17 protein-coding genes, 3 pseudogenes and 1 riboswitch are annotated in these 22,098 nt (G+C 35.2%); of the genes and pseudogenes, 12 read left to right on the top strand and 8 right to left on the bottom strand.

The window, feature by feature from the left end; all coding sequences use genetic code 11:
- The first annotated feature begins 177 nt into the window (after positions 1-177).
- Positions 178-1,236: a Gfo/Idh/MocA family oxidoreductase gene (locus tag EAG08_RS07510; RefSeq protein WP_129534906.1), complete on the top strand. Its 1,059-nt coding sequence runs from the start codon at positions 178-180 to the stop codon at positions 1,234-1,236.
- Positions 1,237-1,458: 222 nt separating this feature from the next.
- On the opposite strand, the gene EAG08_RS07505 is transcribed toward EAG08_RS07510, so the two are convergent.
- The gene (locus EAG08_RS07505; RefSeq protein ID WP_129534905.1) at positions 1,459-3,357 is read right to left on the bottom strand and encodes an ABC-F family ATP-binding cassette domain-containing protein; all 1,899 of its coding nucleotides are present in this window, start codon (positions 3,355-3,357) and stop codon (positions 1,459-1,461) included.
- Between the two features lie 113 nt (positions 3,358-3,470).
- Between EAG08_RS07505 and EAG08_RS07500 the strand changes: the two genes are divergently transcribed.
- The 3 genes from EAG08_RS07500 (at position 3,471) to EAG08_RS07490 (ending at position 6,936) form a co-directional block, all read left to right on the top strand.
- On the top strand, positions 3,471-3,989 hold the full coding sequence (locus EAG08_RS07500) for a DUF1761 domain-containing protein (protein WP_129534904.1): 519 nt from the start codon (positions 3,471-3,473) through the stop codon (positions 3,987-3,989).
- 43 nt (positions 3,990-4,032) lie between these two features.
- Complete coding sequence (locus tag EAG08_RS07495; RefSeq protein ID WP_129534903.1) at positions 4,033-5,163, top strand: peptidogalycan biosysnthesis protein; 1,131 nt, start codon at positions 4,033-4,035, stop codon at positions 5,161-5,163.
- Between the two features lie 126 nt (positions 5,164-5,289).
- Positions 5,290-6,936: an alpha/beta fold hydrolase gene (locus EAG08_RS07490; RefSeq protein ID WP_129534902.1), complete on the top strand. Its 1,647-nt coding sequence runs from the start codon at positions 5,290-5,292 to the stop codon at positions 6,934-6,936.
- Position 6,937: 1 nt separating this feature from the next.
- On the opposite strand, the gene EAG08_RS07485 is transcribed toward EAG08_RS07490, so the two are convergent.
- Positions 6,938-7,801 carry a glycoside hydrolase family 25 protein gene (locus EAG08_RS07485; protein ID WP_129534901.1) on the bottom strand — a complete coding sequence of 288 codons (864 nt, stop codon included), beginning with the start codon at positions 7,799-7,801 and terminating at the stop codon, positions 6,938-6,940.
- 64 nt (positions 7,802-7,865) lie between these two features.
- On the opposite strand from EAG08_RS07485, the pseudogene EAG08_RS07480 reads away from it, so the two are divergent.
- The 6 genes and pseudogenes from EAG08_RS07480 to EAG08_RS07455 all read left to right on the top strand — a co-directional run bounded on the left by EAG08_RS07480 (position 7,866) and on the right by EAG08_RS07455 (position 12,768).
- Positions 7,866-9,127, top strand: a pseudogene (locus EAG08_RS07480) (NAD(P)/FAD-dependent oxidoreductase).
- A complete protein-coding gene (trmD, locus tag EAG08_RS07475; RefSeq protein ID WP_129534900.1) occupies positions 9,124-9,798 on the top strand; it encodes a tRNA (guanosine(37)-N1)-methyltransferase TrmD in 675 nt (224 codons plus the stop codon). Before EAG08_RS07480 ends, trmD begins: the two are co-directional and overlap by 4 nt.
- Before the next feature lie 284 nt (positions 9,799-10,082).
- The gene (locus tag EAG08_RS07470; protein ID WP_129534899.1) at positions 10,083-11,015 is read left to right on the top strand and encodes an endonuclease; all 933 of its coding nucleotides are present in this window, start codon (positions 10,083-10,085) and stop codon (positions 11,013-11,015) included.
- A 30-nt stretch (positions 11,016-11,045) separates the two neighbouring features.
- Complete coding sequence (locus EAG08_RS07465; protein WP_129534898.1) at positions 11,046-11,516, top strand: Lrp/AsnC ligand binding domain-containing protein; 471 nt, start codon at positions 11,046-11,048, stop codon at positions 11,514-11,516.
- Positions 11,517-11,521: 5 nt separating this feature from the next.
- Entirely contained in the window at positions 11,522-12,265 is a 744-nt protein-coding gene (gene deoC / locus EAG08_RS07460) for a deoxyribose-phosphate aldolase (RefSeq protein WP_129534897.1), read from the top strand.
- 170 nt (positions 12,266-12,435) lie between these two features.
- Positions 12,436-12,768, top strand: a complete 333-nt coding sequence (locus EAG08_RS07455) for a hypothetical protein (protein WP_129534896.1) — start codon at positions 12,436-12,438, stop codon at positions 12,766-12,768.
- A gap of 77 nt (positions 12,769-12,845) precedes the next feature.
- On the opposite strand, the pseudogene dusB reads toward EAG08_RS07455, so the two are convergent.
- The 6 genes and pseudogenes from dusB to EAG08_RS07425 all read right to left on the bottom strand — a co-directional run bounded on the left by dusB (position 12,846) and on the right by EAG08_RS07425 (position 19,965).
- Positions 12,846-13,840: pseudogene (gene dusB, locus EAG08_RS07450) on the bottom strand (tRNA dihydrouridine synthase DusB).
- A 60-nt stretch (positions 13,841-13,900) separates the two neighbouring features.
- A complete protein-coding gene (locus EAG08_RS07445; protein WP_129534895.1) occupies positions 13,901-14,167 on the bottom strand; it encodes a Trm112 family protein in 267 nt (88 codons plus the stop codon).
- Positions 14,168-14,171: 4 nt separating this feature from the next.
- A complete protein-coding gene (locus EAG08_RS07440; RefSeq protein ID WP_129534894.1) occupies positions 14,172-14,801 on the bottom strand; it encodes a thiamine phosphate synthase in 630 nt (209 codons plus the stop codon).
- Complete coding sequence (locus EAG08_RS07435; protein WP_129534893.1) at positions 14,801-15,850, bottom strand: AIR synthase family protein; 1,050 nt, start codon at positions 15,848-15,850, stop codon at positions 14,801-14,803. The genes EAG08_RS07440 and EAG08_RS07435 overlap by 1 nt, the downstream gene beginning before the upstream one ends.
- Complete coding sequence (locus tag EAG08_RS07430) at positions 15,847-16,413, bottom strand: class I SAM-dependent methyltransferase (protein WP_228446818.1); 567 nt, start codon at positions 16,411-16,413, stop codon at positions 15,847-15,849. Before EAG08_RS07430 ends, EAG08_RS07435 begins: the two co-directional genes overlap by 4 nt.
- Positions 16,414-16,637: 224 nt before the next feature.
- Positions 16,638-16,726, bottom strand: a riboswitch (TPP riboswitch).
- Between the two features lie 168 nt (positions 16,727-16,894).
- A pseudogene (locus tag EAG08_RS07425) lies at positions 16,895-19,965 on the bottom strand (hypothetical protein).
- Positions 19,966-20,275: 310 nt separating this feature from the next.
- Here EAG08_RS07425 and EAG08_RS07420 point away from each other — a divergent pair.
- Together EAG08_RS07420 and EAG08_RS07415 are read left to right on the top strand one after the other, a co-directional pair.
- Positions 20,276-21,070, top strand: coding sequence for a T9SS type A sorting domain-containing protein (locus tag EAG08_RS07420; protein ID WP_129534892.1), 795 nt, complete (start codon positions 20,276-20,278; stop codon positions 21,068-21,070).
- 160 nt (positions 21,071-21,230) lie between these two features.
- Positions 21,231-22,088: a lamin tail domain-containing protein gene (locus EAG08_RS07415; RefSeq protein WP_129534891.1), complete on the top strand. Its 858-nt coding sequence runs from the start codon at positions 21,231-21,233 to the stop codon at positions 22,086-22,088.
- Positions 22,089-22,098 lie beyond the last annotated feature (10 nt).

Raw genomic sequence — 22,098 nt, 5'->3', positions numbered from 1 at the left:
AGATTTTTGGAATAGAATTATGATTCCGCAAAAGTAAAAATAAACTTATTATTATTTAGAATTATTAAAAATAAATTTTCTTGATTTTTATCATATTTAATATTGTAGATACTTTTCCATATCCAAAAACATCTAGTAAACATTTTTTATAAATATATTTGTTTAAAATTAAAAAATATGCAACTGGTAAAAGTGGGGCTTTGTGCCTTTGGGATGAGCGGGAAGGTTTTTCATGCTCCGTTTTTAAAAGAACATCCGGGATTTTTTATGTCTGCAATTGTAGAAAGGTCAAAAGAAGAATCGAAAGAGAAATATCCTGATGCAACCATCTATCGATCATTAGATGAGATGCTCCAAAATGCCGATATTGATGTCGTGGTAGTAAATACTCCAGTTCAGACGCATTTTGAATTTACAAAAATGGCATTGGAAGCTGGTAAAAATGTAATTGTTGAAAAACCTTTTACCGTAAATGTTGCAGAAGCCGAAGAATTGGTAAGATTGGCTGAATCTAAAAATCTCTTTCTAAGTGTTTATCAGAACAGAAGATTTGATCGTGACTATCTTCAGGTGCAAAAAGTAATTTCTGAAGGAAAATTAGGAAACATTAAAGAGGTTGAAATCCGTTTTGACAGATTCAGAACCGAGCCAAGTGCAAAAGAGCATAAAGAAAATCCTGAATTAAACGGTTCTGGTTCTGTTCATGATCTAGGTTCTCATCTTGTGGATCAGGCAACACAGTTTTTTGGTTTTCCTGAAAAGTTGTTTGCAGATGTATTTTCGATGAAAGGAGAGGAGTTTGCCAATGATTATTTTGAAATTTTGCTTTATTATAAAGATGGTGTAAGAGCGAGATTAAAATCTTCAGTTTTTAGTAAAGAGGAACATTTTGCGTATAAACTTCATGGAGATAAAGGAAGTTTCTTACAAGAACGAACAGATGATCAGGAGACCGAATTGGTTTCTGGAGCAATCCCAACATACGGAAAAGACTGGATGCAGCCTCTGAAAGAATCTGACGGAATTCTGAATTATTTGGATGAAAACTCAGAAACGAAAAGGATTTTGACCTCAAGCCAACCAGGAAATTACATGAATTATTACCAGCAAATCTATGAACATATTGTTTTCGGATACGCTTTGCCTTCACTAGGAAATGAAGTTGTTCAAAACATGAAAATCATCGAAGCAGCTTTGGAGAGTTCTAAAAAAGGGAAAATTGTTGATCTAAATTAATATGAAAAAAGAAGTTCAAGTTTTACAGTGATCGGTCTTTTATTTGTAGGAATCGGTTTGACTTTGGTTAACGACAATATGTATCTGAAATATGGGTTTCTTATTTTGGGAACTGCTTTTCTTCTATTCAGTATTCTTACTTTGGTCAAGAAAAAATAAAATTTTAATTATAAAAAAAGAGCTGTTCAGGAATTGAACAGCTCTTCATATTTTAAATTTATCTTAGTCCTGAAGCTCAAGCCATCTCATTTCGTGGTTTTCGAGTTTCTCAGAAAGGCTTTCTAGTTCTGCAGAGAGTTTTGAAATTTTCTCGTAATCAGCTTCGTTATTCAGTTGCTCCAAAATTGCTGCTCTTTTAGCTTCAAATTCAGGAATTTCTTTTTCAATCGTTTCCAGCTCGCGCTGTTCTTTAAAAGACAATTTCTTTTTTGGAGTTTGCGGTGTTGAAACAACTACTTCTACTGGTTTTTCAACGACTTTCTCAACTACAGTTTTTGCTTTTTTATCTTCGTTCTTTTGGTTTCCGTCTTCCAGTTTTTTATTTTCTCTGTACTCTGAGAAGTTTCCGATAAAGTCTTTGATTTTCCCTTCGCCTTCAAACGCTAAAATATGATCAACAATTCTGTCCATAAAATATCTGTCGTGGGAAACAATAATCAAACTTCCCTGGAAATTTAAAAGGAAATTTTCCAAAACCGTCAAAGTTGGAAGGTCAAGGTCATTCGTAGGTTCATCAAAAATCAAAAAGTTAGGATTTTGATATAAAATGTACATCAAATGAAGTCTTCTTTTTTCTCCTCCTGAAAGCTTTGAAATCGGCGAATATTGCGTTTGGTCATCAAATAAGAATAATCTTAAAAACTGCGATGCCGTAATGGTTCTTCCGTTTGCTAACGGGAAGTTTTCTGAAATATCTTTAATGAAATCAATTACACGTTCTTCTTCTTTATATTTAAGACCTTTTTGAGAAAAGTATCCGAATTTAATCGTTTCTCCCGTTTCAATTTCTCCGGAATCTTTTGGTTCAAAACCTTGGATAATATTTAGTAAAGTAGATTTTCCGGCTCCGTTTTTTCCTACAATTCCCACTTTCTCGCCACGTTGGAACGAATAACTGAAATCTTTTAATAATAATTTATCACCATAACTTTTAGAAATATCCTTAAGCTCCAGAATTTTGTTCCCTAATCTTTTCATTTCAAAATCAAGCTCCAGAGATTCTTTTCGGGTATCGGTTTTTGCTACTTTTTCAGTTTCATAGAAATCATCTTGTCGAGATTTTGATTTTGTAGTTCTCGCTTTCGGTTGTCTTCGCATCCATTCCAGCTCCTTTCTGTAAAGATTTTGTGCTTTGTCGATGGTTGAGTTCATATTATCCTCACGAATCATTTTGTTCTCCAGATAAGTTGCGTAAGAACCATTGTGAAAATAAAGATTCTGATCTTCCATTTCCCAGATAATTCCGCAGACTGCATCAAGGAAGTATCGGTCGTGAGTTACTAAAAGAAGAGTGATTTTCGCTTTATTCAAATAGCTTTCAAGCCATTCTACCATTTCCACATCCAAGTGGTTGGTAGGCTCATCCATGATCAATAGGGTGTGACGGTGTTCGGCTCTAGTTTCGGTTAAAAGTTTTGCCAATGCAACACGTTTGATCTGTCCACCGGAAAGCATCCCCATTTTGGCAGTCAGGTCTGTGATTTTAAGCTGAGACAGAATTTGACTCATTTCATTTTCAAGATCCCAGGCTTTGTGAATTTCCATTTCAGCTAGTGCAGTTTCCATCTCATCTGGATTTCCCGACAGCAATGCATGATGATATTTTTTTAAAGCCAAAATTGGTGCAGAATCTAAAGTCATCATAAATTCCTCAATCGTAAGGTTAGATTCAAAATCAATTTCCTGATCAAACAAAACCACCTGAATATCTTTATTAATGATTACCGAGCCGCTGTCTGCGATTTCTTTTCCCATTAAAATTTTCAACAGAGTAGATTTACCGCTTCCGTTTTTGGCAACAATGGCAATTTTGTCGCCCTCATTGATGTTAAAAGAAATGTTTTTAAAAAGAGTTTTGATCCCGTAAGATTTTGTAAGATTCTCAGCCGCAACGTAATTCATTGATATCCAAATTTTGTGGTGCAAAAATACGAAATATTAGAGCTTTTAAGGTTAATATATCATCGTAAACTTTTTTAATGTAGATTTGAGAAACTAAACTATATTTTAAAACTATGTTACAAATTAACTTTTTGGCAATACTTTTTGCCTCTTTAGTCCCGCTGATTATGGGATTTATCTGGTACAACCCAAAAGTTTTTGGAAAAGCGTGGATGAGAGAATGTGGCTTGACGGAAGAAAAAATGAAGGGTGCAAACATGGGAATGGTATTTATTGTTTCCATCATTTTATCAATCCTGATTGGTTTTTTTCTGCAAATGGTCACTATTCATCAGTTTGGCGCAATGGGAATGATTGGGGGTGATGAAAATTTAGCTAAGCCTTCTTACACAGCGTTTATGCATGATTATGGTACGGCTTTCAGATCATTTGGTCACGGTGCGTTGCATTCGTTTATGACAGGAGTTTTCTTTGTCTTTCCTTTGGTTGCTATCAACGCAATGTTTGAAAGGAAATCCTGGAAATATATTTTTATCAATACCGGCTATTGGACGATTACGATTACCATAATGGGCGGAATTATCTGCGGTTGGTATGCGATCGATGGATTTAATCTTGTGACACCGAAATAAAAATTTGAAATCTAAATTATAGGCTACATTTGTAGCCTTTTTTATGTCTTATACTTTTAAAAAATACAAATCTTCATCAGAAATTCCCAATAACTGGAATGAGGTAATCGGGCAGCATAATGTCATGTTGTCTAAAGAATATTTCGTGACTTTACAAACTTCATGTCCTGAAAATATGAGGTGCTTTTATGTTGGATTTTTTACTGATAATCAGTTAATTGGTGGTGCGTTATTTCAATATTTAAATTTTATTGAACATAAAACTTTTCAGAAAGATGAAGCTTTTTGTAATGTGAAAAATTTTGTGGCTAAACAGTTTAGTAAAAATGTAATGATTCTGGGAAATAATATGTTGACCGGACAAAACGGATTTTACTTTGATACTGAGAAAATCACTATCGATCAAGTGATTCCGCTTTTGGATGAAGCAGTTCAGGAAATGCAGAGACAAGAGGGAAAAACCTCGCTGATTATTTACAAAGATTATCAGGAAAGTTTCATTAAATATTTTCAAGGCAAAAATCATCAGTCATTTTATAAATTTTCGGTGCAGCCGAATATGATTTTAAGGTTAAAAGAAAACTGGCTGACTTTTGAAGATTATCTGAATGCATTTTCCACAAAATACAGAACCAGAGCCAAATCTGCAAAGAAAAAAATCACTGGAATTGAAAAATCTGAAATGAATCTTCAGAACATAAAAATTCATCAGAAAGAAATGAATCTTCTGTATCAAAATGTTGCTGAAAATGCTCCTTTCAATACGTTTTTTCTCACCGAAAATCATTTTGAAAGCATGAAAGAATCTCTGAAAGAAAATTTTAAAGTTTTTGGGTATTATTTAAATGAAAAACTGATTGGTTTCTATACTTTAATCCTGAACAATAAAGATATTGACACGTACTTTCTCGGTTACGACAAAGAGTTGCAAAAAGAAAAACAAATCTACCTGAATATGCTTTTAGATATGGTAGAATTTGGAATCAAAGAAAAATTCAACCGAATAATTTTCGGAAGAACGGCTTTAGAGATAAAATCAACAATTGGTGCAGAACCAACTGAAATTTTCGGGTTAATTAAACATAATAATCTTCTGATCAATCAATTCATGGAAAAGATTTTTAAATCACTCAATCTGGCAGTTGAATGGATTCAAAGAAAGCCGTTTAAGTGATTTTAATAAATTAGCTCACTTTGTTGTGATTTTTTAAAATTTATTTAACTAAAGCGTCTTTAAATTTAATAAGAAATTAAGAACGTTTTCATATTCAAATATTGATTTTTGCATCAAACTTTTATTATGAAGAAACTCAATACTTTAATTCTGTTATTTACTGCATTTTTGCTCCAAGCTCAGGTAATTTCCGGAACTGTTTTGTCCAAAGAAGAAAATACACCCATTGCTTATGTGAAGGTAGGTGTTGAAAAAGAAAATGTGGGAATCATCAGTGATGAGAATGGAAAGTTTTCTATTGATCTTTCTAAGGTAAATCCTGCTGCTAAAGTCAGAATCGATGTTGCAGGGTACGAAAGCTATACAGAAACCGTACAGGATTTCGTAAAACAAAATGACAGGAAAATTTATCTAAAAGAAAAATTCAAAAATATTCAGGAAGTAAAAATTGCACCTAAAAAACTGGTTGATAAAAACTGGGGAGTGAATACAAAAACGAAAAGTGTGATGTATTCTGTAAAACCTGAATTAAGCAAAGATGATTTTTTAGGTGAAACCGCTTTAGAATTTAAGGCTAATAAAAAATCAAAGATTAAAAATATTCACCTGAATATTGCAAGCATCACCGCAGACCGACCGATAATTATGCGATATACCATTTATAATGAAAAGAATGGCTTGCCGGGGGAGAGTATTTTGGATGAAGAAATAACGGTGGAACTAACCAAGGATAAAATTATAGATGACGCCTTTACTTTAGATGTCAATGAAAAAAATATTTGGGTTCAGGGTAAGTTCTTTGTCGGAATTCAGTTTTTAAAGGAGTTTGAGGGAAGGCTCAACATCAGCGCCGCACTTTTTAGAACCGGTTATCTGAGAAAATTTTACGGCGATTGGAAAAAAATGACCATTGCTGCACCAGCCATTAATATTGATGTGAAAGTCGATAAAAACGGAAAAAATGAAATTCAGGAAAAATATGATAACGACAGTGGAGTATCAAATCTTTTTCATGATGTAAGCAAATATCAAATGGAAGCCGAACAATCAATTTACGGGAAAAATCCTGCTGCAGGCAAAGTTTTAAAGCTAAAAGATGCGGATTTATACTATGAAACGTATGGTGAAGGCGAACCTTTGCTTTTACTCCATGGAAACTCAGGAAGTATCAGAGATTTTTATCAGCAGATTCCAGAACTTGCAAAGTATTTTAAAGTGATTGCTGTTGACACAAGAGCGCAAGGTAAAAGCATTGATAAAACGCAAAAGGATTTTAGTTATAAAATTTTTGCAGATGATATGAAGGCTCTAATTGATGATTTGGGCTTGAAAAAAGTAAACATCGCAGGCTGGAGCGACGGTGGAAATACAGGACTAGAGTTTGCTTTAAAATATCCTGAAAATTTAATTAAATTAATTACGATCGGAGCCAACGCCTCTGTTGATGGGGTAGATGAGGAGTTGGTAAGTGAGTTAAGATTGAGTCTGAAAGCCATGCAATATGAAAATAAACCGGAAAAATTCAACGAAATGAGATTGCTTAAACTGATGTTGAAAGAACCCAATATTTCTAATAAAGATTTAAATAAAATTCAATCTGAAGTTTTGGTGATTGCCGGAGAAAAAGATGTGATCAAGCCTGAACATTCTGAATTACTGTCAAAGCAAATTCCCAATGCAAAGCTGAAAGTTTACAAAGATGCAACGCACATGATTCCGTTTGAAAATGCAGATGAGCTTAATAAAGATATTGTTGAATTTTTAAAGAAATAATTTAATCTAAAGTCAAGCTTTTCAAAGACCAAACTCCGCCATTGTAAACATCCAAATCTACTTTGGTGTTGATGCCATGAACGATTCCGTTCTCGCTGAACTGCCAAAAATTCCACTGGTCATCAGGTGATGGAGTAGGAACGTCATTGTAATTGGCCAGCCAAAGCGGATAATCGTCAAACTCACCCTTCAGAAAATCTTTGTAGTAGTGGTAGTAAGTGTAAATGATAGGTTTTTCACCATAAGTTTCTTCAACAATTTTGCACCATATTTTCAAGTCTGCAACCAAATTTTTATTTGATTTTCGTCTCGGTATTTTTTCAATATCTAAAATCGGTGGAAGGTCACCACTTTCCAGTTTTACATTTTCAAGAAAATTATTGGCCTGAATCACAGGATCTTCATCGGCTCTGTAAAAATGATAAGCTCCACGTACAAGATTGTGTTTCTTTGCCTGCTGCCAAAACTCATCAAAATGTTTGTCAGCACTGCGGTTTCCCATCGTTGCACGCATCACCACAAATTCAAGCGGAATGGTCTTATTTCCGATGCTCAGACTGTCCCATTTGATATCTTCCCGATTCTGGTAATGAGAAATGTCAAAACCATACGTTTTATCAAGATTATTGCTAAGAATTTTCTGGATTCTTAAAGTTTCTTTTTCGTTGTTGTGAAGCTTTTTGTGAGTGAATTTGTTAAAATATAAAGCATAATAGTAACTTATTGACTGCTTGAGGTATAATCCCGTTCCGAACAACGCAATAATCAATATTCCCAAAAGAATTTTTCGTCGGAAAAAATAGTTCTTCCGACGGGTTTTATGGATGCTTTTGGCAGTTTTTTTGGTGTACTTTTTTGGGCTCATAAAGTTTTGCAAAACTAACTTTTTAAGCCATAAAATACTAAATAAAATGAGTAAATTTGTTACTATGGAAACACGCGAAAAGATCATCATCATCGGAGGAGGTTTTGCGGGGCTGCAGCTTGCGAAAACATTAAACAATAAAAATAAAAAAGTAATTGTTCTCGATAAAGTAAACCATCACATGTTTCAGCCGTTGTTTTATCAGGTGGCATGTGGCAGGATAGAGCCTTCCAATATTTCATTCCCTTTCCGTAAGATCTTTCAGGAATCCAGAAATACACAATTTCGTCTGACGGAAGTTAAAGAAATTATTCCTTCTCAAAATAAAGTCATTACTGACGGAGCCGAATTCACTTATGATAAACTGATCATCGCTACAGGCTGCAAAACCAATTTCTTTGGAAATAAAGATTTGGAAAGCAAAGCTTTCGGGATGAAAAATACTCAGGAAGCCATCGGAATAAGAAATCATGTCTTGATGACTTTTGAAAAATTAATTCTTGAAAAAAGCCGCAGTGACGACGGAAATTGGAACATCGTTATCGTAGGAAGCGGGCCAACAGGAGTGGAATTGGCGGGAGCTTTTTCAGAAATGAAAAAAGATATTCTTCCCCGCGATTATCCTTACATGAATTTTGATAATCTTAAAATCATTTTGGTAAGTTCAACAGAAAAACCTTTGGCGGTGATGAGCCCCGAGGCACAAGAGAAATCTGAAAAATATTTGAAAGATCTTGGCGTTGAATTTATGAGCGGAGAAATCGTTACCGATTATGATGGCGACAAAGTCTACATGAAAAGCGGAAAGGAAATCCCATCTAATAACGTAATTTGGGCTGCCGGAGTTGTAGGAAACGTAGTTGACGGTTTCCCCACAGAAAAACTGATCAGAAACAGATATATAGTTGACCGTTTCAATAAAGTAAAAGGCTACGAAAATATTTATGCTGTAGGTGATATCGCTTACATGGAAACTCCAAAATATCCACAGGGACATCCTCAGGTAGCCAATGTTGCCATTAATCAGGCGAAAAATTTAGGAAAAAACTTTCTAAAGAAAAATGCTGGTGAATGGACGGAATATGAATACAAAGACCAAGGTTCTTTAGCCACCATCGGAAAACACAGAGCTGTTGTCGATTTACCTTTTATTAAATTTCAGGGATTTTTAGCCTGGTATTTTTGGATGTTTTTACATTTAATGCTTATTTGAGCGTTCGAAATAAATTGGCGATATTTTTTAATTGGATGTGGAGCTACTTTAACAAAGATTCTTCCCTACGTCTGATTATTTCGCCAAGTAAAAAAAATAATACGCAACAATGAGAATTGATATAATAAGCGTACTTCCAGAATTGATGGAAAGTCCGTTCAGAACTTCTATTTTGAAGAGAGCAGTTGATAAAGGTTTGGTAGAAGTGTATTTCCATCAGTTGAGAGATTGGTCGATCAACAAGCATAGACAAATCGATGACGAACCTTACGGTGGTGGTGCAGGAATGGTGATGATGATTGAGCCTTTAGATAAGTGTATTTCTGAACTGAAATCTCAAAGAGATTATGATGAAATTATCTATTTGACTCCCGACGGAGAAACATTAAATCAGAAAATATCAAATTCTCTTTCTATAAAAAATAACCTGATTTTCCTTTGCGGACATTACAAAGGGATTGATCAAAGGGTTCGTGATCTTCATATCACCAAAGAAATTTCCATTGGAGATTTTGTCCTAACAGGCGGGGAATTAGCTGCTTGTGTTTTGGCAGATTCTATTATTCGCCTTGTTCCCGGAGTTTTAAATGATGAGCAGAGTGCTCTGACTGACAGCTTTCAGGATGATCTTTTGTCACCTCCTATCTACACCAGACCAGAATCGTACAAAGGTTTAGATGTTCCGAAAATTCTTTTGAGCGGAAATTTTGCTAAAATTGAAGAATGGAGACATGAAGAAGCACTAAGAATTACTGAAGAAAAACGCCCGGATCTATTAAAATAACATGTAATTCCTTGTGAATTTTTGCGATTAAACATTAATGCAATCGTTTTCAAATAATGATTTCTGAAATTTAAAAATGTTTGAGAGAAGAGTTTTTATGAATGTAAGTTCATTTTTATTAAAATTTTCGCTGTAATAAATTAACAAGCTTACGATTATGTCAATTTTTTCGCGTTTTATGTGAAAATTTAATTATGATTAGTGGTATGATACTAAAAAAACAATAAATTTACATTCTGAAATTAAAATTGAAAATTTCTGAATGCCAATAGAAAAACGTGTAGATGGAACTGTTTGCTTTTTATAATGTAGAAAATTTATTTTTGCCAGACCCGCCGCCTAATCATAGGCTAGATCCTACCACCTCGGGACTTAGAAACTGGGACGAAAGAAAATACAGAGACAAACTTTTCAAAATTTCACATGTCTTTCAATTGATGAAGGATGAAACAGGCATTCTTCCGTGCATGATTGGCCTTTCTGAGATTTCTGGAAGAAAAGTTCTGGAAGATCTTGTAGAGATGAGTCCTTTCAATTCTCAATATGGCATCGTTCATTACAACTCTATGGATGAAAGAAAGGTTGATGTAGCCTTACTTTATGACAAATCTAAAATTGAAATTATAGATTCTGAAGCCATCACATTTTTCTTTGAAATTGTAGACAATAATCCCGAAAACTACGATACAACAAGAGATGTACTCTTCTCGAAAGTTAAATTTAAAGAAGAAATTATCAATGTTTTTGTAGCGCATCTTCCGTCAAAAAGAGAGAAAGATATTAATCAGCCGAAACGCGATTATATTTTAAGCGAAATCAGAAACCGAATTGTTCAGATCGTTAATGTTGAAAAGGAAAACGTAATTCTCTGTGGTGATTTTAATGAAAATCCTGATGGTGAAGGTTTACTGAAAATCCTTTTTGATGATAAAAATGAAAAAGTTCTGATTAATCCTTTTCAGGAATTGTATTCTACAAAAAATTATTCTGCATTTCATTATAAATCAGGTCTTTTGTTTGACCAGATTTTATTATCAAAATCATTTTTTGATGACAATCAATCATTATCATATTACGACGCCAAAATTTTTAAGCCAGAAAAACTGAGAAGCAGAAATAAAATGTTTAGTGACAGGCCTTTCAGAACCTATGCAGGAAGCCGCTATTTGGGTGGTTACAGTGATCATTTTCCTGTTTTTATAGTTTTAAAGAAATAAATGACAATATAAAAAAAGTAATAATCTAAGATGAAAAACTCAACCAGTACAAGCTATCATTTAGACCCTTTAGATAAAGAAATTATCTATATGTTGATGGATAATGCTAAAAGCTCTTTGGCATACATTTCTAAGCAGGTAGGGATCTCAACTACAGCTGTGCACCAAAGAATCAAAAAGTTGGAGCACGCAGGCGTAATCGAAAACTCTATTTCATTTCTGAACCCAAGAAAAATAGGATATAAAGTAGTTTCGTACATCGGGATGTTCCTCGATCAGCCAAGCCACTATCCGGATGTGGTAAAAGCACTGAAAGATGTAAATGAAGTAGTAGAAGCACATTACACTACAGGAAATTATACCATTTTCCTAAAGGTTTTATGCATAGACAACGACCATTTGATGCAGATTTTAAATAAACTTCAGAAAATGAAAGGAGTGACAAGAACGGAAACTTTTATATCTTTGGAGCAAGGGATCAACCGACAACTCAAAGTATAATTAAAATGAATATCGCTCAGTATTTAGATTCAACTTATTTAAAAACACCGTTTCAGGCAGGGATTTCTGAAGATGAAACATTGCAGAAAGTAAAAGAACTCACTCAGGAAGCGATTGAAAATCATTTGTTTGCTGTTATGATTCGTCCGGATTATGTAGCTGAAATCAGAAAATACATTCTGGAGAAAAATGCCGATGTTGTTCTAGGAACGGTCATCGGTTTTCATGAAGGAACTTATTCTTTAGATGCAAAATTAGCTGAAGCCCAAAAAGCAATTGAAGAAGGTGCAGATGAATTAGATTTCGTCATCAATTATTCTGCGTATTTGAAAGGAGATTTAGATTTAGTAAAAGATGAATTTTTGCGATGCACACAATTGTGTATGAATCATCATAAAGTTGCAAAATGGATTATTGAAATTGCAGCTTTAACGGATGAGCAAATTGCCAATCTGACTAGAAATATTTCCAATTGGGCAGAAGAAAATTTTCCTGAAAATGATTTATCTAAAATTTTCGTTAAATCTTCCACAGGTTTTTACGAAACGAAAGACGGAAAACCCAGTGGAGCAACATTTGAAGGTATAAAAATTATGCTCCATAACGCAGGGAAACTTTCTGTAAAAGCGGCAGGTGGAGTAAAAACTCCCGAAGATGCCGAAAAGATGATCAATCTCGGTGTCAAAAGGATAGGAACTTCCTCAGCGTTGGCATTAATTAAAAATGAATCTTCTACGGAAGGATATTAAAATAAACAAACCCATCAGATTTTGATGGGTTTGTTTATTTTAATATGTTTTCTGATTACTTTATTCGACCAATAAAAACATCGAGCAATTCGGTACTCTGGAAAACAAACCTAAAAAATTTGATTTTAAGTAAAATAAAATAGTAATTTTAATCTAAATTTTTAAATACAATGAAAAAAACAATTTCAATTCTGGCAATTTTAATGATTACATTCTCTGCCAATGCACAAGAAAAGCAAACTGTAAAAGAAACAGTGAAAAAAGACGCTCAAGCTGTAGGGAATGCTGCTAAAAAAGGGGCAAATGCTACCGAAAAAGGAGTTCAGAAAGGAGCGAAATGGACTGGTAAAACCGCAAAAAAAGGTGCTAAAGCCACGGAGAAAGGCATAAAGCAAGGAGCAAAATGGACGGGGAAAACTGCTAAAAAAGGCGCAAAAGCTGTAGAAAAAACATATCAGGACGTGAAAACTGATATTAAAAATAATTTCTTTTTCCAAGCATAGTAAAAATAAACAAACCCATCAAATTTTGATGGGTTTGCTGTTTTATATAAAGTTTAATAGTTTTAATTAACCTTAACTTAAACCTGTGCCTGATATTCCTCATAAAACCCTTGAGTTTCTTTGATTACTTCATCCATTTCAACCAAAGAATATACTTCCAAAAATTTTCTTCTAAAATCTTTAAAATGAGGAATTCCACGGAAATAATTGCTGTAATGCTGTCTCATTTCGATCAATCCTAATTTTTCCCCTTTCCATTCTGCGCTCCATTCAGCGTGTTGGCGAACAGCCAAAAGTCGGTCTGAAATTGTGGGTGCATCAAGATGTTCTCCGGTTGCAAAGAAATGTTTGATCTCATTAAAGATCCACGGATAACCAATCGCAGCACGGCCAATCATAATTCCGTCGCAAGCGTATTTATTTTTATATTCTAAAGCTTTTTCGGGAGAATCTATATCACCGTTTCCAAAAATAGGAATTTCAATGTTTGGGTTTTGTTTGATTCTTGAAATGTGTTCCCAGTCAGCTTCACCTTTATACATTTGTCCGCGCGTTCTTGCGTGAATCGTCAAAGCTTTGATTCCCGTTTCCTGAAGACGTTCTGCAACCTCATCAATATTGATTGAGTTGCTGTCCCATCCCAAACGGGTTTTCACCGTCACAGGAAGACTTGTAGAACTTACAACAGCTTTCGTTAAACGAACCATCATGTCAACATCTTTCAAAACTCCGGCTCCTGCACCTTTGCAAACCACTTTTTTACCGGACAACCAAAATTGATGTCCACCAAATCAGGGTTTACGGTTTCCACAATTCTTGCAGACATCGCCATCGCTTCTTCATCACCACCAAAAATTTGGATTCCCACAGGTCTTTCATAATCGAAAATATCCAGCTTCTTTCTACTCTTCATCGCATCGCGAATCAAGCCCTCAGAAGAGATAAATTCTGAATACATCATATCTGCACCATGTAATTTACACAGTCGTCTGTACGGCGGATCACTTACATCTTCCATCGGAGCGAGCAAAAGCGGAAATTCCGGCAGTTCTATGTTGCCTATTTTTATCATGCTGCAAATTTACGAAATTCTAAACTTTCAGCATTTTGAAATTATCTATTGCTGTTATCGTTAAGAAATCAATCTGAAATTCTCCACTTTTTTGCCTTCTAAATGTTTTTCCCAGCGTTCTAAAACGGGTTGTTCCAGTTTAAATTCACGGTATTCGTCGGGTGACATAATGGGGATTCCGCTGATGATTGGGTAGACTCTCTTGCAGTTGTCACAAATTAATAAACCTTCAGTTATGTTTTCAGTTTCATCTTGTGAAATGATGGTTAAATTTAAATCTGACTTGTCAAACGGACAGCACAATTTTTCTATGGTTTTTATTCTCATTGTTTTATTTTTTTAATTTTTGATGATAATTTTTAATAGTTTCTGAAGGGTTTTCTGCACTCATAATTCCTGAAACGACAGCGATTCCGTCATAATTTAATTCATCTAAATTTTTGATATTATTTAAATCAATTCCTCCGGCTAAGAAAATTTTTCCGCTGAAAATACTTTTTGCTTTCTGAACAGTATCAAAACTCACCAGTTCACAACTGTTTGCGGTTTTTGACGGAAACATTGAGCAGAAAGAGATATAATCGTACTGATGTTTTTCCGCATACTCAATCGTTGAAAGCTCATTGTTGCAGGTAATTCCAACGATAAAATCACCATTGATTTCTTTTTTTATTTGATTGAAATTTTCAGGAATCTCATCAAAATGAATTCCATCCAAAGGATTTTGTTTTAAAAGTTCCCAGCGATTATTGATGATTAAAGGAATGCTATGTAAAGAAGTTTTTGCATAAATTTTCAAAAGCAGTTCTTCAATATTCTGATTTTCTTTGAAGTGATCCCAAACCTGAATTACTGCAATGTTCTCTTTTACAATTAAATTTAATTTGGGAAAAAGAATTTTCTCATCCATCGCAGGATCAATGATTAAATAAATTCCGGATTCTATGGTTTGCTTTTTCATTATTTCCAGCCGTTTTTATAAGCGTTAAAAAAAGCTTTCCAGTAAGGGTCTTCTTCGAAATACATTAAATCATTTGCTTTTTCGTTTTCAATTAATTTAATTCCCGCAGATTTTTCGGTAATCGTTCCAACTTCTGTACATGGAATATGATTAGTTTCCAATCTCGAAATAATTTCCGAAGCCTTCTCTTTTTTACAGGTAATAATCATAGAACCCGCACCAATACAATATCTGGGATCCAAAGCGAACAGATTACAAACAGCGGACTGCACCTCTCCAATCGGAAGTTTTTCGTTAAAAATTTCAGCTCCATTTCCTGACGCAATCGCCAATTCGTAAATAGCTCCCAAAACTCCACCTTCTGTCACATCATGCATGGCTGTCACTCCTGAATTCTCATTTTGTACGGCAGTCAAAGCATCTTTCAATGATGAGGTTTCGTAAAAGGAAGCCGATGCTGAATAGTAAAATTCTTTCCCGACTTTATTTTTTACAGTCTCAGGAAAACTCATTGCTAAAATGGCTGCAGATGAAAGTGCGCTTGTTTTGGTCACTAAAATTGAATCGCCGGGTTTTGCATATTTTGAAACCAAAATTTCTTCTTTCGGAGCGACCGTAATAAAAGTTCCGCCGCCTGCTATGGTAGAATTTTGCCCTTCAATAAATCCGGTATGTCCTCCGGTAATGCTTACCCCGATATCTTTACAGAATTGATGGGTGTAATTCCAGTAGGTTTCAAAATCATTTTTAGAAAGATGCGTCGGAAGATTTAAAACAAACTGTCCGAACATCGGTGCGAAACCTGTGGTCGCCATGTCATTTGCCATCAGATGAACCGACAGCCACGCAGATTCTTCCAAACCTAGAGACGGAATCAATGACAGAGGATCGCTCGTCAAAGCCATCGCTTTTCCGCCATGCAGATCCACAACTGAAACATCTACGCCAAACTCTGGACCAACACGAACTTCATCACGCTTTTTTCCACATCGCTGTTTCAGGAAATCTTCAAATTGGGAATGATTTATTTTTCCTAAAGTCTCACTCATTCCACATCATTTAGCTGAATGTATAAACCAAAAAAATCACCAACTGGCACATTCCATTGCTGTACGGGAAACCATTTTGGAAGTCCGGTACAAGTCCATTCGATGGTGTATTTTCTTCCAACTAAAGCTTTTTCGATAATTTCGGTCAGCATTTTTGGCGTATAGAAAGTCGCCGTAACATAGAAAGGGTTTTTTCCAAACAATTGCTGGACTCTTCTTCGGGCAACTTTGGGAGAGTTTCTGTTCATCATCCCCATTGCAATTCCGTATTTGGCAACACGGGCGGCTTCTCTGATAACTTTTACGGGATCTTTATAATATTCAAAAGTTGTGATGAATGCCAATGAATCAAACGTGTGATCTTTGAAAGGCATGAAATGAGAGTCGGCCATTACCAAATCGCCTTCAAAAAGATGGATTGCCTGTGATAACATTAATGGTGAAATATCTCCACCTGTGGCTTCAATCCCGATGTTCTTCCACCAACGGGTAAATCGGGTAGTACCACAACCAAATTCTAACAACGTTTTAACTCTCTGATCTTTGGAAACGAGCTGTTCCATTACTTTTTTTGCCAGATTTCAGCACGTTTGTACCGGCCTTCATACCATAATTCGTAGGTGTCGGTATGTTCTCGGTTGAAAAACCATTCAGGTCTTCCTTGCCAGTTTTTGTCTTGTTGGGGGATTAGTTCTCCGGAATACTTTGTTACTTCCATTTTATTTTATGTTGATTTATTCAGTTCAGACCACAGATAAGCATGCGAACGAATAAAGCATAAAATGAAAATATTTTAAGCAGACATCCCTACGTTGGCATTATCCAAATCAGGTCATCGGGTATGATCTCAGCCTTGCGGCACCCCGTGTATTTATTACTGAACAAATATAGGAAATTTTAGGATTTAATAACTAATACACTTCCGATGGAATATCAAAACCGTAAACTAAAATGTAGTAAAATAAAATATTGAGATTCTTCTGGAAATGACAAACTCAATGGTTTAATTAAAAAAAGGAATGATTACTAATTTTGCTTCTAGCTTTAAAAACTCGCCTTCACCTGCATGCTCCCAATGTGAATCGTACGGTCACCTGAGTTTCTACCTTCGTAATTCAGATTTAATTGCAAAAATGAATTGATTGCCTGCTGTACAAAAACACTCCAGACCTGGTTTTTTCCGGGTTTAAGACCGTCGAGCATTTGGTTTCCTACGATGCTGAAATTGTTTCCGGTAAAGTTGTTGTTGATGAAAGAGAAGTTTCCTCTGATGGAAGTTTTCTTGCGTTCCCACTGAAGCGTTCCGGTGATGTCAAAAGCTTTCAGAAATTCTTCACCATCCACTCTTTTCTTTTCTCGGTAAGCAGAAGAAAATTCGGCTTGTATGGCGTCTGTAAATTTATAAGTTGCTTTTGGTTTTGTTTCGAAATTATTCAATCGGTAATCTCTCGTTGCAAAAAGTTGAGAAGAGTTTTGCAAATCATGAACAGAGTTTTCCCAATCGACCCTGAATTCTTTATTAAACCAATATCCCAAATTCACGAAATGAGAAGTCTGATTTCTTTCTTCGTTGCTGAAATTGGCATTGATGAGGTTATCGTTAGCAATGAAACGGTAATTTCCGTTCCAGCCAGATATTTCAGTTGGATTAAACTGAACGGAAGCTAAAATATTCTGGTTTTTGAGAATCTGATCATCACTTTTTTCAAAAGGATTTAAAACCAAAACTTTCTCTCTTTTAAAATAAGAGTTTTGTGAATTTAATGAAACATTGAAATTCCAACGCTTTAAAAACTTATTTTCTGAATCAAATATAATTGCCGGATTCACAAATAACGCCAACTGCAATTTGTTTTTGTTGGAAGGAATATACCGTACAGAATTGGTGTAAATCCTGATATACTGCGCCAAATCTGAGTATTCGGCAATTTCAAATTCATCCAACTGCTGAACGCCGTCACCATTGTAATCGGTCCATTTGTAAACACCTTGCCCGTCTGTCACTTTGATGTATTGAAATTCACGTTGTGCTTCCTGTCCATTTCCTAATTCATAGAAGGCCTGCAGGCGCATTCCGTTTTTAAATAATTGCTGATTGTATAGAATGTTTCCTACAACAAAATCTTTATTCTGATTCATGTCTACATCTTCATTTTTATAGAAGAATTTTCTATAATGAATCAAAGCATTTAAAGTGGTTTTTTCTGTTTTAATTAACTGACTTTCTGCCATAAATCCTAAGATCCTGTTCATATTCTGAAGTCTGTTGTCACGCACAGAGTCATTATCTCTGATATACATTTTAGCTAAAAGCTTGGTTCTTGTACTATCGCCGATTTTCTTTTGAACAAACAATTCTTTCCAGCTGAAACTAGTGACATCCATCAGCTGAGTTTCATTAAATTTCTTTTCGTTGTGCTCCATGCTTCCGCCTAAAGCCCAGCTTCCTTTTTGCCGGTATATTCTGTGGCAGCGCCTCCACGGATGAATTTTGTGTCCTGTAAAGTAGCATTCGTGTCCAGATAAGATAAGTTTCCTTTGGTCAGGAATTTCCCTTTAATCCAGCTGAAGTCTAATTCGTTTTTGATTCCTTTGTAAGAATCCTGTTCGTCAAGATAGTTGACACGATAATTTAAAGCTGATTTATTATTCCACTTATTCAGGAAGTTGAAGATAAATCTGTTTTGTGTTTTTCCGCTGAATTCCTGAGCTAAGTTGAAATCTCTGGAGAATTCCACATCATTAATACGGTCGAGGATGTGAAATTGTTTGTCAATGTATTGATATTCAAAGCTTGGAGTTCCTTTCCAGCTGTTTTTTGTAAATGTTTTATTACCAAAAATTCTTGCTGCATATCCTAAGTTCTGATCAGAATCTTTTGAAGAAAATAAATTGAGATCATAGTTGCTTAGAGAAATGTCTGCACCTATTTTTCCGTCTTTTAAAAGGTATTCTGAATTTACAGTATATACCTGAGATTTTTGTGGAGAAGGCAATTTTCTTACCGCTCTATAGTCCCCCATATTGGGACCGACGTATTCAAAAACACGACCGTTATTGGTAGTTTGCGTCAGTTTATAATCTCCCAAATTCACTCCGAAATACGTAAATGAAACGGTATACAAAGTCTGTGTAACATCAGTGGAAAATTGATAATGATTTCCGTTGGTGTCTGGTACGAGAATGTAAAGTATTTTGTTGACGTCATATTCTGTAACTACACCCGAAGGAGCATACATTAGATTGGGATCATTGCCGGCATCGGCTAAAATCTGTTCGTCTTCTTTGGATAAATTTAAAGCTAAAGGTGCATTTTTATTATCATTTTCCATAAACCAGTTCAGCCCGATTCTGAATTTCTCACGCTGATGTTCAAGCTTTCCTGTAAATAAATATCTTGAATAATTTCTGTTGGTATAATTAAATGAAATCGTAATAAAATTCTGCTGGAAAATCGGTCGGAAACTTGTAAAAGTGACCTCACCGGTGTTGTAGTTAATCACGTAATCCTGGTTCTCACCACGTTTCATTAAAATTCCGTCAATAAAAACCTGTTCTGATCCCGAAATCAATGTGATAAACTGCTCACCATTCTTTCCGGTCAGACGGTAAGGCCCCTGATTGCCTTCCACACCCTGAAAACGGATTCTGTGAAATTCGCTTCGTGCCACACCCATAGAAACATCTACAAATGTCTTGTTTTCAGTTCCAAATTGGGTCTGAAACTGAAGTCCCATGCTTCGTCGCTGGTATTTTGCGAAATAATTTTTGTCATCTAAAAGATCCAAATGCCCGGCTCTAAGAATTGATTTGTCCTTAATATTAAGCTGCATATAGATCTTGTCAAATTCTTCAAGAGTCTGCGTGTATCCATCGGCCTGGATTGGTAAATTGTGATCTGAAATACTAGCTAAAATACTGACGTCTTTTGACAGCTTTCCTGAGATTTGTAAATCCATGGAACTCTGTACAGACTGCCCCTGATTATTGCCGAAAGTAATCCCACGAATGATTGAACCTTTAGAATTTAGTTCGCCTAAAAACCGTTTCTTATCATTTTTGGCAAGCACAGCTTCATCAACGATAATCCGGTTGCTTGTCTTTACAAAATCCATCGTGTCTTTTGCGAAAATGTCCTGTTCAAGCCTTGCTGCAAGTATACTGTCTTTCTTTATACTGTCTTTTGGAAGGTTCGGATTTTTCCACGAAAAAATTTGAGCGTTATTCAGTGATAAGCCCAAGAGAAAAACGAAGAATATCAGAAAAAATTTCCGCAAGTCTTTGAAATAATTGGTAAAAATAGCTAAAAAATGTGAATGGCAGGGGTTCTGGTATTGTTAACAGAAAATTAACCTTAATATTGTTTTAAGTGTAAAAAATCCTTTAATTTTGCGCTACAAATTATTAATAATAAAATTTTAAGTTATGAAAAAGATTTATTCTTTATTTTCTGCGGTTGCTTTAGCTGCAACAGTGGCAGCTCAGACTACTGTTTACTCTGAGAATATGGGGACTGGTGCCTCAGGAAATCCTACAGTTACAGCTTTCACGGGATGGCAAAATGCAAGCCCAATTTCTTACGTTGGAACTGCGGACGTAAGAACTACAACTGCATCTACTGGTTATGCTAATGCTTCAGGCGGTAATAATGTGTTTTTTGCTGCTGCAGGGACAAGAACTTTAACGATTAGCGGTATTAATACTTCCGCAGCAACTTCTGCTAATCTACAATTGAATTTCGGATATCTGACTACTCTTACTAGTGCTCAAATGGTTATTGAAACTTCGATTGATGGAGGTGCTAACTGGAGTCCATTAAGTTTCGCAAATAACACAACAACGGGTTGGGCATTCAAATCAATAGTAGGATTGCCGTCTTCATCTTCATTATCTGTCAGATTTACAGCTCCATCCACATTGCCTCAATCAGGTATGAGAATTGATGATATTGCAATTATCAACAATGCTACATTGGCAGTAGCAGATTTCAACAAAACAAAATCAAGCTTTATCAAAAATACATTCGTTAAAAACGAAGAAATTACGTTCGGAGCTGATGTGAAAGATGTGAAAGTGTACAATTTATCTGGTGCAGTTGTAAAAACTGGCGCTGTAAAGAACGGTTCTACTTTAAATGTTGCTGAATTACAAAAAGGAAACTATATTGTAACAGGAACTGTAAACAATCAACCGGTTTCTCAGAAAATTTTGAAAGACTAAGTATTTTAAAATATTTAAATAAAAAAACCGCTTATCGAAGCGGTTTTTTTATGTTGTTTGGTGAAAGTTTATTTTTAATTTTTTAAAAGATGTGGTATTTGTTTGTTTATTTGGTATTAAATTTGTATAATTTATTACATAATCAATAAATATTGTCACTATGAAAAAAGTATTTACTTTTATCGGACTAGTTTCGATAGCTGCATTTTTTAATGCTCAGATTGTAATTAATGAAGTCTATACTGGAGGGGGAGTGCTCGGAATTGCAGTTCTCACCCATGATTTCATAGAACTTAAGAATATTGGTTCTTCTACAACTACATTAAATGGAGCAACCATTCAGTATGGTCCCGCAACTGGCGGATTTACTCAGTACCATACGCTGCCTTCCATTACTTTGAGTCCGGGACAAACTTATTTAATTCAGGAGGGTACCAAAGGAGGAGGGGTGATCAATCTTATTAATCCAAATCTTGTAGTAGGTGTTGTTGTGAATTTTGACGGATCGCCGGCTGTGGGTATAGGATTAGGGATCGGACTAACCTCTGGTAAAGTCGCTTTGGCAAGTAATGCTACTCAGGTTACAGGACCAACTGCATCTAACGTGATTGACTTCGTAGGTTACGGATTGGTAAATCAATATGAAGGTTCCGGGGCTGCGCCATCACCTACAATTTTAAATTCAATTACAAGAACTTCAGGTGATACCAATAATAATGCGGTTGATTTTACTATAACGCTTCCAAGTCCGTCATCAAGTGTTTTGGCTGTAAATGATTTTAACAATACGGCTAAACAATCACATTTTATTAAAAATACATTCGTGAAAAATAATGAAATTACTTTTGGTGCTGATGTGAAAGATATAAAAGTCTATAACTCTACAGGACAGCTAGTGAAAACAGCTTCCATAAAAGAAGGGGCTGTCTTGAATGTAGCAGAATTACAAAAAGGAAATTACATTGTGACTGGAACGGTAAATAATCAACCGATTTCTCAGAAAATTTTAAAAGATTAATTTAATGTTA

The organism is Chryseobacterium sp. 3008163, assembly GCF_003669035.1.
Taxonomy (GTDB): domain Bacteria; phylum Bacteroidota; class Bacteroidia; order Flavobacteriales; family Weeksellaceae; genus Chryseobacterium.
This window is presented reverse-complemented; position numbering and strand designations above follow the sequence as displayed.

Bases quoted from the DNA above. Each gene is read 5' to 3' on its own strand.
- EAG08_RS07465 (WP_129534898.1), top strand. From the start codon at position 11,046: ATGAAAAACTCAACCAGTACAAGCTATCATTTAGACCCTTTAGATAAA.
- EAG08_RS07430 (WP_228446818.1), bottom strand. From the start codon at position 16,413: ATGGAACAGCTCGTTTCCAAAGATCAGAGAGTTAAAACGTTGTTAGAA.
- EAG08_RS07440 (WP_129534894.1), bottom strand. From the start codon at position 14,801: ATGAAAAAGCAAACCATAGAATCCGGAATTTATTTAATCATTGATCCT.
- EAG08_RS07500 (WP_129534904.1), top strand. From the start codon at position 3,471: ATGTTACAAATTAACTTTTTGGCAATACTTTTTGCCTCTTTAGTCCCG.
- EAG08_RS07510 (WP_129534906.1), top strand. From the start codon at position 178: ATGCAACTGGTAAAAGTGGGGCTTTGTGCCTTTGGGATGAGCGGGAAG.
- EAG08_RS07505 (WP_129534905.1), bottom strand. From the start codon at position 3,357: ATGAATTACGTTGCGGCTGAGAATCTTACAAAATCTTACGGGATCAAA.
- deoC (WP_129534897.1), top strand. From the start codon at position 11,522: ATGAATATCGCTCAGTATTTAGATTCAACTTATTTAAAAACACCGTTT.
- EAG08_RS07495 (WP_129534903.1), top strand. From the start codon at position 4,033: ATGTCTTATACTTTTAAAAAATACAAATCTTCATCAGAAATTCCCAAT.
- EAG08_RS07420 (WP_129534892.1), top strand. From the start codon at position 20,276: ATGAAAAAGATTTATTCTTTATTTTCTGCGGTTGCTTTAGCTGCAACA.
- EAG08_RS07490 (WP_129534902.1), top strand. From the start codon at position 5,290: ATGAAGAAACTCAATACTTTAATTCTGTTATTTACTGCATTTTTGCTC.
- EAG08_RS07470 (WP_129534899.1), top strand. From the start codon at position 10,083: ATGGAACTGTTTGCTTTTTATAATGTAGAAAATTTATTTTTGCCAGAC.
- EAG08_RS07485 (WP_129534901.1), bottom strand. From the start codon at position 7,801: ATGAGCCCAAAAAAGTACACCAAAAAAACTGCCAAAAGCATCCATAAA.
- EAG08_RS07435 (WP_129534893.1), bottom strand. From the start codon at position 15,850: ATGAGTGAGACTTTAGGAAAAATAAATCATTCCCAATTTGAAGATTTC.
- EAG08_RS07445 (WP_129534895.1), bottom strand. From the start codon at position 14,167: ATGAGAATAAAAACCATAGAAAAATTGTGCTGTCCGTTTGACAAGTCA.
- EAG08_RS07455 (WP_129534896.1), top strand. From the start codon at position 12,436: ATGAAAAAAACAATTTCAATTCTGGCAATTTTAATGATTACATTCTCT.
- EAG08_RS07415 (WP_129534891.1), top strand. From the start codon at position 21,231: ATGAAAAAAGTATTTACTTTTATCGGACTAGTTTCGATAGCTGCATTT.
- trmD (WP_129534900.1), top strand. From the start codon at position 9,124: ATGAGAATTGATATAATAAGCGTACTTCCAGAATTGATGGAAAGTCCG.